We start from the raw sequence: 14459 nt of genomic DNA, 5'->3' as shown, positions 1-14459 counted from the left end.
TGCCTCCGGCAGCCGAATACTCGCTTCGCTCGTTTCGCGCGTCCCCGCGCGAAAAGCATTCCGCCTCCGGCGGTGGGTTTATGAATTCGCCCTCCGGGCGGAATTCATAAACCTGCGTGCCTCCGGCACGAATTGACGGTGAATCAGGAATTCTCCGAATTCCACGGAGGGGAAAGAGAGTTGAAAACGGATTCCGTGGAGGACGGGAGTCCACGGAATCCGGGAAGGGTTGAGCCCTCCGGGCCCAACCCGACCGGACCGGTGCGGGAGTGAGGGACTGTCAGTGTGTGAGGAGTTGTGGGCACCCTCCGGGCACCCACACCCCCGACGGCCCGTCAGGCGCTCCTCCACGAGCGCCTGACACACCCCCACCCGCACACCGACCAACCACCCTGAGCCCCTCCCCCGAAGCGACCCCGACCCGTTGCCGCCCGCCCGCCAATCAAGGGCGGGCGCAACGGGACGGGGGAGCTGAGGGGATGTCAGACCCCCACCACTCCGAAAACCCCCTCTGTGCAGGCACGTTCCGGAGGCCCGCTCGAGGAGCGACAACAGCAGGCGCAACAGCCATCGCAGCAACTGACGCAGCAACAAGAGCAACAGCAGGGGTATCAATTACACGTCAAAGCATCTATTATGGAGAGGTAGGGGCAAGGCGAGCCTCTGCACTGTCACCAAGCAGGACAACGAAGGGGAAACAGTGGAAATCAAGATCAAGGACGGCAAAGTCTCCCGCGTCTTCGGAGGGATTGACGCCCCCATGACGCCCATTGCCATCCAGGCCCGCACCATTGCAAACCTGTTGCCGCTTGTCTGCCAGCGGATCGGGGCGGACATCGTGCACAACCAGGATTCCCTTTACACCGGGATCCGTTTTAACACGAAGGTGGGCCCGGTCGTTCTGGAGATTCCCCAGGCCGGTGGCTTTTACCGTTTGGTTCACGAGTACGACGAGCCGGACGCGACGGGAAAGACCGGAAAGGTGATCCACCAGATTCCCCAGCTCTACAAGCCGAGCGGTATTGCGCTCAACGCATCCGAATACCTTCGGACTCGCGGATTCCTCGGATAGCAGCCGCACCAACCGGGGCGCCCGCCATCCCGGGCGCCCCGGTCCCCGAACTCACAGGAATTCGCGACAGGAGGGCCGAGATGGACGAAACACAGGTAGGCACGTCGACGGTGAGCGCGCCGCTTTCAGATCAGGAGTTGGAGCAGGCCGCGTACGCGCTCCGAGAGTTGGTCCGGAGCGGTCGAGACGCTCAGTCGTTCCGGGTGCCCGCGCGGCGCGTTGAACTCATCCGGCCGTTCTTTCAGTTGGGGTGGGCCACGGCCGTACGGACCGGACACACGGGCCCTGCCCTGTACGGCGTTCCCGTCGACAGCGGCACCATCGAGGCAGCGTTTACCACCCTTATGGCCGAGGCCGTATCGGACAGGCTCGCCCTGGAGACCGCGCGCCGTCTGCCGCAGAACAGCCCGGCACTGTGGCAGAGGGTCAGGTATCACGGCGGCCTCAGCCACATGCACGGTGCCTACTGGGTAGTGGGTATGCACATCACCCGTAGCCGTATCGGTTACCCCGCCGAAGTCCGGTACGACCTCGGCAGGGAACTGGACGATGTCGCCGTTCCGATGGTCAGGAACGTCCGTCACGAGAGCGTGACCGCCCTGCCGGAGTTCCACGAGCACTCATAGCAGCAGGTCAGAGGCAGGGTTCACAGCAACCGAGAAGCATCTATTATTAGTGACGTCGGGGGGCGGTGGCCCCGCCCCCCGACCCCAAGCAACAGCAACGAAGGGGAACCGCAGCGATGGCACACCAGATCGAGCAGTTCAAGGACGGCACCTCCGCATTCGTGTCCGCCCGCGAGAGCGCGTGGCACGGACTGGGGACCGTCACGGCCGGGGCACTCACCGCCGAGGAGGCCATGCAGAAGGCCTATCTCGCGGAATGGAACGTCCGTCTCCTGGAGTTGGACGCCACGGAGATCACGGAGGACGGCGCCACCCGCGTGGAGGTCCCCGACCACTTCGCCTCGGTCCGCACCAACCCCAAGACCCGCCGCACCGAGACCCTGGGGGTTGTGGGCAGCGACTACCACCCCGTCCAGAACGAGGAGCACGCCGAGTTTCTGAACTTGCTTGCCGACGAGTCCGGTGCACATTTCGAGACGGCCGGATCGCTCAAGAACGGCCGCCAAGTCTTCCTCACCATGAAGATGCCGCATTCCATGGTCCTCAACGGGACCGACGCAACAGACCTGTACATCGCAGCCCTCAACAGCCACGACGGCTCCGCAGCGTTCCGCATCATCACCACGCCGATCCGGGTGGTGTGCGCGAACACCCAGCGCGCCGCCATCGCGTGCGCCCGCTCCAGCTTCACCGTGCGGCACAGCGCCGGGGCGAAGGCCCGCATCGCGCAGGCCCGTACTGCTCTCGGCCTCACGTTCAAGTACGCGGAGGAGTTCGAGAAGGCCGCACAGCGCATGGTCGAGGCTGAGATGACGCTCGCGGAACTCCGGAGCGTCGTCGACGCCATCTGGCCCGTGGCCCCGAGCGACAGCAAGCAGAAGCGCACCAACACCGAACGTCGGTGGGGACAGATCTCCTACCTGTTCGAGCAGGCCGACACCCAGGCCGCGATCCGGGGCACGCGGTGGGCCGGATACAACGCGCTCACGGAGTACGTGAACCACGAAGCGCCGACCCGGGGCAAGACCGATGCCGACAAGCGCCGCGCCCGCGCGGAGCGCATCATCACCGGCACCGCCGACTCCCTCATGGAGAAGGCTTTCGCTCTGACCACGGTCTAGGCGGCACGAGCCCCCGTGCGGGCCGGGTGCCCCCGACACCCGGTCCGCACGGGCCCCGGTGCCCGAGCGCGGAGCGCGCCCCCTCCCGACGGAGCGCGGAGCGCGCCGGCCCCCGGCCCCTGCCGCGTAGCGGCAGAGCACCGCGTCTGCGGAGCAGACCGCGCGCCCAAGAAACCCCCGCCGCGCCGGGTACGGCGCGCGCCGTACCGCCCACCGCCCCACCGCCGTCCCGGCACGGGTCCCGCCGGCCTTTTGCTGCCCACCTCTCGCCAAGGAGCGATCTGCCATGCCCGCACGCCCCGGATTCATCCAGCCGGACAAGGACGCGACCGAGGCCGCCATGGATCGCGCCCTGGACGCGTTGGCCGCCGTGTTCGAGGCCATCGGCCCCGGTGAACGCACGTTGGAAATCGCGATCCTGCGGACCGATGGCATGCCCCTGCACCAGGCCGTCAAATTCTCCCCCACGGCGGACGTCAAACTCAGCGGCATTCTCGGCGCAGACGACTTCTACACGCTCGCTGTGTTTCTGGTGTTCGCGCTGGAGGGCAGCACCGTCACCGGCGCCACGCTCATAGCCACCACGGCCGCCAAACCGCACCCCCGCGCGTGCGGCTGGACCGTGCGTGCCGGATGGCTGCACCCCATGAGCACCACGGACGTGGAAGTCGCCCTCATCCCCTGCCCCGGCGTCACCGCAGAGGACCGGGACATCTACACCGCCCCGGCCCTCCCGGAGCCGACCGCCGACGACGAGGGAACCGACCGTGCCTGACACGCCCGCGCCCGCCGCGGACCCCGTCGACATCTCCGCCCGGCAGCCGCTCCCCGGAACCCGGATCATCGCCTACCGCATCCCTGACTGGGGCATCGAGGGCCGCTACCTCCACATGGACGCCGCCGACATCCACGCCTGCTACGCCCAGCACGCAGGCCGGGCAGGCGACTACCCCGCCCAGACCGCCGAGTTCGGCCGCTGGACGAACGGTGAGGGGCTGGACAGCTTCCTACGCGGCAACCTCAACTTCTGGCTGTCCAGCGAGGCGACCATGACGGACGACGGAGTCATCCGCTACCGCCAGACCCGCAACCACTCCACCGCCACGTTCACCCCCGACCGGTCGTCCGGCGTCCTGATCAACCGGCCGGACGAGCAGGTCACCGCGCCCGCTTACCGCGTCACCGGGCCGACCGGCGTCAGCCAGGTATGGCGAGGCCGCGCCGTGCGCGACGCCATCGCCCGATGCCGCCGCAAACCCGTTGTGGGGTGGCCCGCAGGGTGGGCCCACCTCATGCCGGACACGTCCGTCCGGTTCGACCCCGGAGGCTTCCCCTGGAGCACCCCGGACATCTACACCGCCGCACCCACCGACGAGCCCGCCACCTGGGGCCCGCCCTGCGGTGAATGCGAGTACCCGGAGTCCGAACACGATCTCTCCCGCCTGTGGCCCCGCTCGCGGGCCGACGGCACCGGCTGCACCTGTTGGACCTACGTCCCGCAGGCGTAACCGCCCACCAGCCCCGTGCGCCTTCCCCGACCTCCCCCAAGGGGCGGGCGCACGGCCCCCGAGGCCAGCACGCCACTGGCCGCCCCCGAGTCTCCCCGCGCCCGCCCCTCCCCTTCGTCGGGCGCGGGGAGACCCCAACCGCCCACCGCACCACCGCCACGCATCGAGGAGCAGCCATGCCCAAGGACGCCCACACCCACGAGTGGACCCACCCGCCCTACGACGACCAGGACGGCGCGCCCATCCTCGGCGACCGGCTGTTCACCGTCGCCTGCGCGGCCGTTCTGCTCCTCGGCGACCAGTGGGGCGCCGCAGCGGGCCCCGGAGGCCGTACCGGCCATCTGCGCACCAACCACACGGTGTTCACCATCGGGGTCTGCGAGGCCGGAGGCATCTTCCTGCGCAACGACAACGAAGGCGACGTCCGCCACCTCCCGCACGTCGACGCCAACAGCAGCCCCGACGACATCGCCGAAGCCGTCGCCGCCCACGTCGGCGACCTGTACTGACCGCCCGCCATCCCCCGTGCGGACCGCCCAGCGAGCCGGACCGCACGGGACGGAGGCCACGCAGCACCCAGGTACGGCGCGACCCGCACCGAAAGCGCCGGCAACCACGAGCGCACCCGCATCGCGCCCTCAGGGAGGCCGCTTCCGGGCAGAGTGCCCGCCGTCCGGCCCCCGCCAACCGGCCCGCCGACCATACGGATGGAGACCGCATGCCCTCGAGATGGCTCATGACACTCGGAGAGCGCAACCGCCCCGACGACCCCAGTAAGCGCACCACAGCCGCCAGCCGCGCCCGACCGCCGAACGAAGGAGAACCACCCCGTGGCCACGTTCGCCACATCACCCCCGCGCGCTGCACCCAGCTGGGCAACGCCCTCACCCCCGCTGGCCTCGCCTGGCAGGACAACGGCAACCAGGACCGCCCCGAGCTGCTCACCTACACCGTCACCGACCCGCACGGCCGCCGCTGGACCATCGACCCCGCCACGAGCAACCAGATCACGCCTTCACGCCTGGCGAGCCTGTGGCCGGCCGTATCGATGGGCGCGATCGCCCAGTTCCGCAGCCGAGTGGAGACGCCCTTCCACGATCCGTACTCGCGGGGCAGGCGTATCCACTGCGAACCGGTCTGGAACTTCCAAGCGATCGCGTCGATCACCTGGCGGTGATCACGCCACCGCCCGCCCCGCTTCGGCGTCCGATCCGGCAACAACGGCTCTATGCGCGCCCACTGCGCGTCAGTCAACGGCACGACCGGACCAACGATCCGATGATCGGAAAGTGGCGGCATCGGGCCGGGGCCACACTGGTGCGATGAACTTCGGGGCGGGGCTTGGCGAGGGTGGCTGGGACGATGACGGAGCCCTCCGGGCTGCGCTAGGGCGTACGGCCGAGGGGCTCGGGCTTGACCTGCCCGAGTCGGACGGGAAATGGGGTCGCCTCGCAGAGTACGTCGACGCGAGGAGCGGTCGGCGCGTGATGGTGTATCCGCCCGGAGAAGGACGTCGGACTCTCCAGGTGAACCTCCAGGACAACGGCACACGTCTGGCCTGTGGGTGGACCGCAGACCTGGCCGAAGCGGTCAGGGCGACAGCTGCGTGGACGGGCGGCGCGGGCCTCGAGGAGACCAGAGCACGCGCCCCGTTCATCCGGTTCAGGCCCTGGGCCCTCGACCACGAGCGGGAGCCGTTCGGTGTCGTCGAGTTGACGTGGTGCGCCAAGCTCGACCGCATCCACATGCCGCCGTACGACCGGCACCCGCGCCCCCACGCGGTGCTGGCGGCGGCGTACGCCCAGCCGGTGCTCCGCCGGCTGATGCCGGTCAACAGTCACTTCAACCTCTGGTTCTCCACCAGTGTCGAGGACATCTGGAAGACGCGGGTCGGGCACATCATCTGCCCGTACGACGAGGGGCTGTACGGGGTGCGGAACCAAGGCAGGCTGGTTGCGCGCACCGAGACGCCGGAGGAAGCCGTCGCTTTCGTGGTGGCCGCCCTCCCGGAGGAGTTCGGGCCGCAGAAGTCAGGTCGTAGCCAGCCATGCCAGGTACCAGTCTCGGAAGTCCGGCCCTGGTGTCAGGCCGCCCCAGTCAGGATCGAGGACCCGAAACGCTGACGCCCAGGGTCTCCTTGGGCCATGGCGGCGACACGGGCACGGACCGCAGCGCCGTCCCAGAGCCCGCGACGGTCGGCATTGTCACTGTTCACAGCAGCACGGTACTGGTGTTCTGGCGCGTCACCGCAGCTGGGCAAGCGGGTTGGGGCCAGGCCGAGTGGCAGGTCTGTTACGCCCCGCACGACTACTCGCCCGAGTGCGCGGTCAGCTGTTCCTGGGGGCTCGAAGCGTCACCTGTTCGGCGCGCAGCTGGATCACCCCGAGCTGGGCTGCGATCTCTTGCAGGCATGCCGGTTCCAGGGCGGCCAGTGGGGCAATGACGTCCTCGGCGAAGCCGTGGGCCAGGGAGCGCTTGACCAGGTCGACGGGCGGCGGGAAGCTAACGGCCGCCGCGAGGGCCAGGCAGTCGGCGTGGCCATCCTGGAGGTCGTCGATGAGGGGGATGGCCTCGGTCAGGAAGCCTGCGTCGAGCATCGCTTTGACCAGGTCGGCAAGGACGCCCTCGGCCAGAACCCCGGTCAGCCGACGGGCTTCGGCGTGGTAGCGATCCCAGAGGCGCAGGCGGACCACTGCTTCCAGAGGCACGGTGTTCGTCGCATAGTGGGCGCCCGTGACCAGGACGGTGTGCCGCAGCGTGTCCAGAAGGCGGGTGAAGTCCTCGGTGAGGCCGGTGGCCTGGCAGGCTGCGGTGAGCCAGGGGCGGGCCCACAGGCCGCTGTCCAACGTCACGTCTGGGTCTGCAGTTCCAGCGAGTTGAGCCGTGACGTCGCGGCACAGGGGCTGGTGGCCGGCGTCGCACATCTCGACGATCATCGCTGCTGCCTGTTCCTGCCTGCGGGCGATGTCCTGCGGGGAACTCGCTGGCATGGTCAGGGCCGTTTCGCGGATCAGGGAGATCGCCGCGGGGATGTCGTCCGACAGCAGCTGCGCGCGGAACTCGAGTGCGCGGCCGTGGAGATCTGTCTTGTCAAGCCGGCGTGCCAGATTGAGGGCCGCGTCGGCGTGCTCGGCTCGGAGGTGGAGGGCGATGAGCTCGTGAGTGACGCGGGTACGCCAGCCGGACACGCTCGGGTCCGTCGACTTCTGGATGCCTTCGGCCACCTGGGCGATGAGCAGGTCGAGATCGGCTGAGCGGTGATCGCCGTGGGCTTCGACGGCCCTCGCGGCGTCCAGGAGGATGTCGATGCGGTCGATCTGGTCTGCCTCGAACCTGGCCGCGATCCTCAGGGCGTGGTCGAGGTGGCCGAGCCAAGCGGCTGCGCTTGCCACAGTCCGCGCCTCCCACGTGGCACGGGTGTCCTGGCCTGCCTGCAGCACCGTTTGGAAGGCCAGTGCCAGGGCCGGTGTGGCCAGGTCCGTTCGTCCGGCGGTGCCGGCGGCCCGGGCGAGGGCCGCAAGGACGGTGGGAGGCGGCGTGTTCCGGGTCTCATCGAGGGCCGCCTCCGCCGCGCGCACGACGGGAGCGGCGTCCTGGGGTGTGTCGGAGTCGAGCAGCGCCAGGGCAACCTCCGTGAGGTGGTCCGCACGGATGCCGGGGTTGGCGATGTCCTGGGCCAGGGAGAGCGCCAATGAGAGGTGGTCGTTGGCCCGGGCAGACGTCGTAGCGTCGGCGAGCAGCTCGTCCGTGGCCCAAGGCTGTCGGGGATCGAGGCCGTGGGCGGCGAGGGCGGTGTAGGCGAGCTCCACGAGATCGAGATCGGGAGAGTCCGAGGCGGGCAGGGCGAGCAGATGACGGGCCCGGTCCTCGTCCTGGTAGGCGGCCGATTCCACGAGCTCGGAAGCGGGGAACTCATCGTTCAGGGCCGTGAGGAGTGGCTCGGGAACGTTCCGGCGGCCTCCCTTGGCGACGTGCTCGCTGCAGGCGGTGAGGAGGGCTCGTTTCCGGCCGTCCAGGTCCAGGTCGGCGAGGTGCTGGAAGAGGCGGTCGAGGTCACCGAGAACAGCGAACGCCGGCGCGAGGAGGCCGCAGAAGTCGGGGCGGTCCTCCGTATCGGCGCCTTCGATGGCCTCCTCGATGAGGGTCCGTGTCAGCGCGGGATCAATCTCGGCCAGTGCGTCGGCGACGGTGGTGAGGGACCAGCCTCGGTCGTCGCCGCTCTCGGTGACGGCTCGGCGAGCAATGTCGGCTGCGCCTGGTTCGCCGTGCCGCGCGAACGCGAGGGCTGCGCGCACCGTATGTGCCATCTGCTCCAGGGGCAACCTGCCTGGTACGGCCATGGCTTCGTGGATGAGGTTCCGCGCCTCGGTCCGCTGGCTGTCCAGCAGGTGCTCGCCGATCGCCAGCAGCGCGTCGGCCTGCACGTAGGTGTTCTGCAGGGCGCGGGCGAACTGGATGCCCTCCTCGGCTCGGCCGAGGCGTACCAGCAACAGCGGATACGTGGAGGGCATGGTGAAGTTGTCGTCCTCGATGCGCTTGCGGAGCAGCGACACTCGCGTCAGCAGGGTGAGGTCACAGTCGGGGGCTGCCTCAAGGAGCCTTGCCGCGTTCGACAGTTCGGACAGCGCGGCCAGGTCGCCGTCGGTCCGGCGGCGAAGCAGGGCGCGGCGCGCGGGCGAGGCCAGGGCTGCCAGCGTCCGGCCTGCGCCTTCGGTGAGCAGGAGCGTCGGGTACGCCTGGGTCAGGTAGTCCGGGGTGTCGTCGGGCCAGCCGGCCGCGGCGAAGCCGAGGGCCCAGCCGTCGATAGCGGTGCGGGTATGGGTGAACTCCTCGGGTTCCAGGTCCTCCTGGACGGCGACGGCCAGGGTGTCATGGGCGAGGGTGTACCGGGTCGGCGTACCGGGGCGCGGCTCCACGACTCGGGAGAGCCCCCGTTCCAGGGTCCGGCGGATCGCCAGCGCGGAGTCGTTGACGATCGAGGCAATGTCCCTGCTGCTCAGCGCGCCGCCGGCGACCGTCATCGTGGTCAGGACGGTACGAGGGACGGGTTCGGCGAGTACCTGATCCAGCTCTTGGCGGGCGCGCAGGAGCAGGCTCGTCGCCGCGGGGAACGGTGTCAGCACCTGGCGGCGGCAGGTGCGCAGCGGGTGGCTGCCGTCCACGTCGAGCGGCACGTCAGAATGGCGGCTCGTCACCAGGACGTGTGCCGCCGGGCCGAGAGCGGTCGGAAGCTGGGCGGCGATACTGGGCTCGGCCAGCTCGCGGAAGTCGTTCTCGTCCAGGCCGTCGACGAGCAGCAGCAGGGAACGTCCGGGGATCCGCATCGTGCGTTCCCAAAGGCTGTGGAAGGCGGCAGCGTCCGGTTCGGCGGGCGGGAACTCGCCCAGCAGGGTGGCGAGCTGGTCACACATGGCCCGGTGGAACTGCTGGACGCGCATCTGCCCATCGCGCCGGGAGATGACGAACGACACCACGTCCAGCCCGGGGTGGGGCCCTGTGGCGAAGCGAGTCACCAGCGACGTCTTTCCGGCCCAGGGACCGGCGACGAGCATTAGGTAGGGGTCCGGCCCGGTCGCGAACGCGAGGAGGCCGGCGAGCTCCCGGTCGCGGCCGGTCAGTTCGGCGCACCGGGCTGCGTACTGGCGCAACATCGACTCGTAGGCCGGGCGGCGCCTCTCCTGCCCGCGCAGGGGTTCCGGCACGACGCCGTGCGAGGCCAGCAGCTCACGTGCGGCAGTGGCACTCGGATCGGGCTCGCGCTCGCCTTCCGCGCGCGGCTCGTACGCGCCGATCACAGCAGCCAGCCGCACGCCCTCCAGCCCGCCCGAGTGGGCCGACTCCACGACGACGCCGACAGCCGACCCCTCACAGATGACGCCCGCGCCCGAGAAACCGCTCCAGTCGCGCGCCTCCAGGCGGCGGCCATCCGCCCGATGCAGCAGCAGGCGGCCCCGCTTCACACTCGACCCGAGCGGGATCACCCCGTCGATCTGATCGCTGTCGCGCCAGGTCGCCGTGTCCGTGTCCGTCCAGCTCTGATGGCGCGGAAAGCCGATCGCGGTGAACGGAAGCCGTCCGTCAGCCTCGTCCGGTACAACTCCGATGGCCATTGGAGCGACCTCGTCGAGGTGGACGCCCGGAGCGAGTTCGACAAGCGCGACGTCCAGCCGGGCACCTCGCCACACCGTCCGGCCGGTGACGACCCTCTCGTCGGGGCCGCCGCCGGACAGCCGCACCCTGACCGACCCACCGCCCTCGACCACGTGCCCGGCCGTCACCACCAAGGACGTCGCCAGCCGCAGCCCCGAGCCGTACCCGGTGCCGCCGTCCTGCTCGACCAGGACCTCGGCGCACCGCCCGGCAAGCGAGTCCACCACCATTGGCCTCAGCGCGGGAGCTCGGGCAGCCGATCGGTGACCGACAGCGGCTGGCCGGCGTCGTCGGTGGGCGTAAGGGTCATCCGCACACGCTGTGTCCGGCCGCCGCTGCGCTTGCCGTCGGCGCCCGCCTCAACCACCCACAGCTTCAGCCCGCCGCGCCCGCCTGCCTCCCGCGTCATCGTGACCTCGAATTCCAGCTCCACAGCCCCGACGCCGAACTTGACACCGCGGCCCGCCCCTTCCTGCTGTGCCGTCTCCAACTGATCGCGGAGTACGCGGATGTAGTCGGCCAGGGGCACGCCCTCGGGGTCGCTCATCAGATGCTGCCTCCACGTACGTCGATATCCATGAGTCTGTCAGGCGGCTACCTTGCTCGCATGCGAACCGGATTCGTTTGACCTTGACGCGCCCGCGCACCTCCTTCCGTCTCGACACGGACCCAACCCATCGAGACGAGGGGAGGCAGAGACCGCCCGGCTCACCGCCGAGGTGACGGAGGCGTTCCAGGAGGTCTACAGCGGCATCGGCGCGGCCGCACCGCGCTCGGGCGCGTGTCCCTGACGCGTACGCCGTTCGCTCGATGGTGCGGTGCTGGAAGTGGACGGCGTCCTCGACCTCCGTCCGGTTGAGCGGTTTGGAGACCTCATCGGCACTGCGATAGGGGTAGCTGACGTGTCCGGGCATCACCAGGACGCCGGATGCGGTGCGCCTTCCCAGACCGCGCAGAAGATCCGCCGCCAAGTACAGGACACCGCTACACCCAAGAGCAGTTGATCGCGCTCGGAGCGCCGCGGCCGCGCCCCGGCCGTCTGCCCCCGCGCGCCGCTCTCACCGCCCCCTTCGGCGGTCCCGCCTGAAAGGCATACTGACTGTCATGGCCACCATCACGGAGCTCCTCCTGCAGCTCGCCGCCGAGTCCGCCACCGCGGCGGAAGCACGGCTGCGCCGACTGCTGTACGAGGGCAACGCTCTCTACCACCAGGGGCTTGAGGAGACCCGTAGGGAGCTCGCGGATCAATCCCGCGAGCTGTCCACCGGCCAGCTGTGTCTGAACAGCGCGGAGGCAGGCTTCCCCGGCGCAGAAACCCGGGAGGAGGCGTTGAGCCTCCTGGCATTGGCCTCGTGGCAGCACGCTCCAGGTGCGATGGCGTTCGACGAACTGGCGGCACATGCTGCGCGCCAGGGTGTCTGTCTCCTTGCTGAGACGTACTAACGCGCCGCAATCGTTGGGAAAGGTTGCGCCGGCCGCTGGACACCCCTCCGAGATTGCTGCCATTATGAGTTTTGGGCCGGAGAGGCCGGCCCGCCTCGCTCAGGACGGATGCGACCACCATGGCCGGCAAGCCGAAGAAGCAGGACCCCGTCGACTCCAAGGAGCTCGGCGCGGAACTCGGTCTCAGCGTCGGTCGCATCAACTCGCTGTATGCGGAGCGCGAGAAGAACGACTTCCCCGAGCATGTCCACCAGCGCGGCCGCGCACGGCTGTGGGATTTGGCCGAAGTCCGCGATTGGTACGAGGCCAGGGAGCCCTCGCGTCTGCAGCAGCTTTCGCTGGCCAGCGGGGATCCGGACGAGCTGCTGAACGCCGCGCAGGTCGCGAAGTTGTTGGGCTACAAGAACCGCAGCCAGATCACCACCTACCTGATCGAGCACCCGGGCTACTTCCCGGCGCCCGACGAGGTCGAGGAACTCGGCACCTACAAGCGGCAGAAATGGCGCCGCCGGACCATTGCCGACTGGCGTGCCACCCGGCCCGGCAAGGGCAAGCGGGCGGGAGCGACGCGGCAGGCACCGGCGCTGCCCGACGTGCCGGCCCACGGCGATCCTGACGAGTTGCTGGCAGGTACCCAGGCCGCAGCGCTGCTCGGCTTCAAGAGTCTCAACTCCTTCAGCAGTTCCCTGTCGCAGGGCAACCTGCCGCTGCTGGAAGAAGCCGACGGACTCTCTGACCGCGGCAAGCGGGCATGGACGCGCCGGCGCATCCTCGAGCAGAAGGCGCAGCGCGGCTGACGAGGCGGGTACTACACCGTCCCCACAATCGCGGTCTTCGGGTATGGGGCTCGTTGTCCCCGCTTGGGCCCGGAGACTGCACGATGGCCGGTATGACGCGGCTCGCCACCTCGCCCCGCGGCGGGCTCCAACCCGGCGCGAGCCGGTCATCGTTCGTGGAGCCCCGCCCACTGGCGGGGCTCCACCGCTACCGCCGACGGTCTCCGCATGCAGCACAGCACTACGACGACGCGTGGACGGGTCCGTCCATGGACGGACAGGACCCTCACTATCTTGGCTTCCCGGTCGGTGGTCGGGCTTGTTCTACGGCCGCACCGAGCGACCAATCTTCGAGGGCTCGGACCATGTCGAGAACCACCAGCTGGCGACGTTCAGAGAGGAATGGCCAACAGATCCACGCCGGCGCCGAGAGGAGGACAATCACCATGAGTGGCAGCGTTTTGAGAACAACGAGCAGCCACTTCGAAGGAATAGTGGGCAACACTTTTGGCACTCTCCGTATTAGGCATTTTTTTGGGAGAGCGCCGTTTTGCGGGGTCACCTACATTTCCGGGATTGTCCCTTTTGCCTACCTCGATTCGCCGGGGCGTGACAGCACGCATCGCGGTCACGTAGAGCTATCGGAAAGTTACCCAGGGGCCGGATCGTGAAACCGGCGAGTGCCTTCCCTGACCTTGCCAAGAGTGAGCCGTTGCGCGGCGCTCGCCTCACCTCACGGGCCGAGCCTTCTTCCGGAGAGAGGCATCACATGCGCTACGAGGATGGCAGCGCCGTAGGACGCTACGGGAAGCGAGCGCAGTGAGTGCTTCACGCGCATTCGCCAGGGGGCGCCGCCAAGAGGTGATCTCCGGGCCACAGCGGCCGTTCTGGCTTGATGGACGTGAGGATCCTGCGGATGTCGGCCAGGACTGCCGTGCGGTCCTGCCCGTGGGTGACGAAGTCTCCTGCTGTGGCGTCGAAGATCCGCACTTCCTGTTCGGCGCCCGGCCCCTTGCAGACCAAGGCTCGTTCCAGGGAAGCGTACTGTGCAGCCGGCATGAGGCACCCCGGGTCGACTCAATGCCTGCAGCGGTCCGTTGCCGCGGCTACGCCGGACGCGACCGTCGGGGTGGGCTTGAGCGGAGCAAGCGGTCACGATGCGTCAGGTCTTGGGCTCAGAGCGGCACAGCGGCGCCGAATCAGCTCATGGGATCCCTGCTTTCCGTCATCCCCCACTGGCTTCTGTGCGCCTGCCTATCGTCGCTGCCATGCAACTCTGGGAAGGTGTGGCGTGGGGCGCTTTTGGCGGTTTCGCCATGGAGGCCCTCGACTTCATCATTGCGGTTCGCCGCTGGCACAGACTGCCGTGGTGTGTGGGGGCAAGCACGCTCACCCCGAACCGGGCCGCTGTTCCCACCCGTCGCGGTCACCAGCCGCCGCAGGAGTTGGCCGTGCCGGGCTTGCTCGCCTACAGCATCGCCGGGACGCTGCGCATCATGGTCGGCGGAGGTCTGTCAGCAACCGTGGTGAGTACGTCACCCCATACGGCCTCGGCGTGGATTGCCGTGCTGACGGGGGCTACCGCACCCTTGTTGCTGGAGAAGCTGACCACCATGGTCCCTCTCCTCGTCCACGGCGACAAAGGCATACTCCTGCCGCAGGTGGAGGACAACACAGCCCGCAACGGGCCGCAAGCGGGAGGCTCGCTCTCCTCTTCTGAGTCGGCAGTCGGTCCGGCAACCGCCACTTCTGAGGGAGAGTGA

General features: G+C 69.0%; 13 protein-coding genes. 10 read left to right on the top strand and 3 right to left on the bottom strand.

Annotated elements, in window-relative coordinates; genetic code table 11:
* Positions 1–700: 700 nt before the first annotated feature.
* The 6 genes from OOK38_RS32285 (at position 701) to OOK38_RS32260 (ending at position 4836) form a co-directional block, all read left to right on the top strand.
* Entirely contained in the window at positions 701–1072 is a 372-nt protein-coding gene (locus OOK38_RS32285) for a hypothetical protein (RefSeq protein ID WP_266849304.1), read from the top strand.
* Positions 1073–1152: 80 nt separating this feature from the next.
* Positions 1153–1698 carry a hypothetical protein gene (locus OOK38_RS32280; RefSeq protein ID WP_266849302.1) on the top strand — a complete coding sequence of 182 codons (546 nt, stop codon included), beginning with the start codon at positions 1153–1155 and terminating at the stop codon, positions 1696–1698.
* 116 nt (positions 1699–1814) lie between these two features.
* Entirely contained in the window at positions 1815–2819 is a 1005-nt protein-coding gene (locus OOK38_RS32275) for a DUF932 domain-containing protein (RefSeq protein WP_266849300.1), read from the top strand.
* Between the two features lie 286 nt (positions 2820–3105).
* Positions 3106–3594, top strand: coding sequence for a hypothetical protein (locus OOK38_RS32270; protein WP_266849298.1), 489 nt, complete (start codon positions 3106–3108; stop codon positions 3592–3594).
* Positions 3587–4327 carry a hypothetical protein gene (locus tag OOK38_RS32265; protein WP_266849296.1) on the top strand — a complete coding sequence of 247 codons (741 nt, stop codon included), beginning with the start codon at positions 3587–3589 and terminating at the stop codon, positions 4325–4327. Before OOK38_RS32270 ends, OOK38_RS32265 begins: the two co-directional genes overlap by 8 nt.
* Positions 4328–4503: 176 nt before the next feature.
* The gene (locus tag OOK38_RS32260; protein ID WP_266849294.1) at positions 4504–4836 is read left to right on the top strand and encodes a hypothetical protein; all 333 of its coding nucleotides are present in this window, start codon (positions 4504–4506) and stop codon (positions 4834–4836) included.
* A 436-nt stretch (positions 4837–5272) separates the two neighbouring features.
* Here OOK38_RS32260 and OOK38_RS32255 read toward each other — a convergent pair whose 3' ends face one another.
* Entirely contained in the window at positions 5273–5626 is a 354-nt protein-coding gene (locus OOK38_RS32255; protein ID WP_266849292.1) for a transposase, read from the bottom strand.
* Between the two features lie 227 nt (positions 5627–5853).
* On the opposite strand from OOK38_RS32255, the gene OOK38_RS32250 reads away from it, so the two are divergent.
* Positions 5854–6450, top strand: a complete 597-nt coding sequence (locus tag OOK38_RS32250) for a DUF6193 family natural product biosynthesis protein (RefSeq protein ID WP_266849290.1) — start codon at positions 5854–5856, stop codon at positions 6448–6450.
* Between the two features lie 204 nt (positions 6451–6654).
* Here the strand turns inward: OOK38_RS32250 and OOK38_RS32245 are convergent, their stop codons facing one another.
* Both OOK38_RS32245 and OOK38_RS32240 read right to left on the bottom strand, forming a co-directional pair.
* Entirely contained in the window at positions 6655–10701 is a 4047-nt protein-coding gene (locus OOK38_RS32245; protein WP_266849289.1) for a trypsin-like peptidase domain-containing protein, read from the bottom strand.
* Between the two features lie 11 nt (positions 10702–10712).
* Entirely contained in the window at positions 10713–11024 is a 312-nt protein-coding gene (locus tag OOK38_RS32240) for a trypco2 family protein (protein ID WP_266849287.1), read from the bottom strand.
* A 557-nt stretch (positions 11025–11581) separates the two neighbouring features.
* Between OOK38_RS32240 and OOK38_RS32235 the strand changes: the two genes are divergently transcribed.
* From OOK38_RS32235 to OOK38_RS32225, 3 genes are all read left to right on the top strand, one after another.
* The gene (locus tag OOK38_RS32235) at positions 11582–11920 is read left to right on the top strand and encodes a hypothetical protein (protein WP_266849285.1); all 339 of its coding nucleotides are present in this window, start codon (positions 11582–11584) and stop codon (positions 11918–11920) included.
* 119 nt (positions 11921–12039) lie between these two features.
* Positions 12040–12717 carry an AlpA family transcriptional regulator gene (locus tag OOK38_RS32230; RefSeq protein WP_266849283.1) on the top strand — a complete coding sequence of 226 codons (678 nt, stop codon included), beginning with the start codon at positions 12040–12042 and terminating at the stop codon, positions 12715–12717.
* A gap of 1247 nt (positions 12718–13964) precedes the next feature.
* Positions 13965–14459, top strand: a complete 495-nt coding sequence (locus tag OOK38_RS32225; protein ID WP_266849281.1) for a hypothetical protein — start codon at positions 13965–13967, stop codon at positions 14457–14459.

Source organism: Streptomyces sp. NBC_00568 (assembly GCF_026341855.1).
In the GTDB taxonomy this organism is placed as follows: domain Bacteria; phylum Actinomycetota; class Actinomycetes; order Streptomycetales; family Streptomycetaceae; genus Streptomyces.
This window is presented reverse-complemented; position numbering and strand designations above follow the sequence as displayed.

What these genes read in the sequence shown, in the direction of transcription:
- OOK38_RS32280 (WP_266849302.1), top strand. Translation starts at nt 1,153, where the DNA reads ATGGACGAAACACAGGTAGGCACGTCGACGGTGAGCGCGCCGCTTTCA.
- OOK38_RS32275 (WP_266849300.1), top strand. Translation starts at nt 1,815, where the DNA reads ATGGCACACCAGATCGAGCAGTTCAAGGACGGCACCTCCGCATTCGTG.
- OOK38_RS32270 (WP_266849298.1), top strand. Translation starts at nt 3,106, where the DNA reads ATGCCCGCACGCCCCGGATTCATCCAGCCGGACAAGGACGCGACCGAG.
- OOK38_RS32260 (WP_266849294.1), top strand. Translation starts at nt 4,504, where the DNA reads ATGCCCAAGGACGCCCACACCCACGAGTGGACCCACCCGCCCTACGAC.
- OOK38_RS32255 (WP_266849292.1), bottom strand. Translation starts at nt 5,626, where the DNA reads ATGCCGCCACTTTCCGATCATCGGATCGTTGGTCCGGTCGTGCCGTTG.
- OOK38_RS32240 (WP_266849287.1), bottom strand. Translation starts at nt 11,024, where the DNA reads ATGAGCGACCCCGAGGGCGTGCCCCTGGCCGACTACATCCGCGTACTC.
- OOK38_RS32235 (WP_266849285.1), top strand. Translation starts at nt 11,582, where the DNA reads ATGGCCACCATCACGGAGCTCCTCCTGCAGCTCGCCGCCGAGTCCGCC.
- OOK38_RS32230 (WP_266849283.1), top strand. Translation starts at nt 12,040, where the DNA reads ATGGCCGGCAAGCCGAAGAAGCAGGACCCCGTCGACTCCAAGGAGCTC.
- OOK38_RS32225 (WP_266849281.1), top strand. Translation starts at nt 13,965, where the DNA reads ATGCAACTCTGGGAAGGTGTGGCGTGGGGCGCTTTTGGCGGTTTCGCC.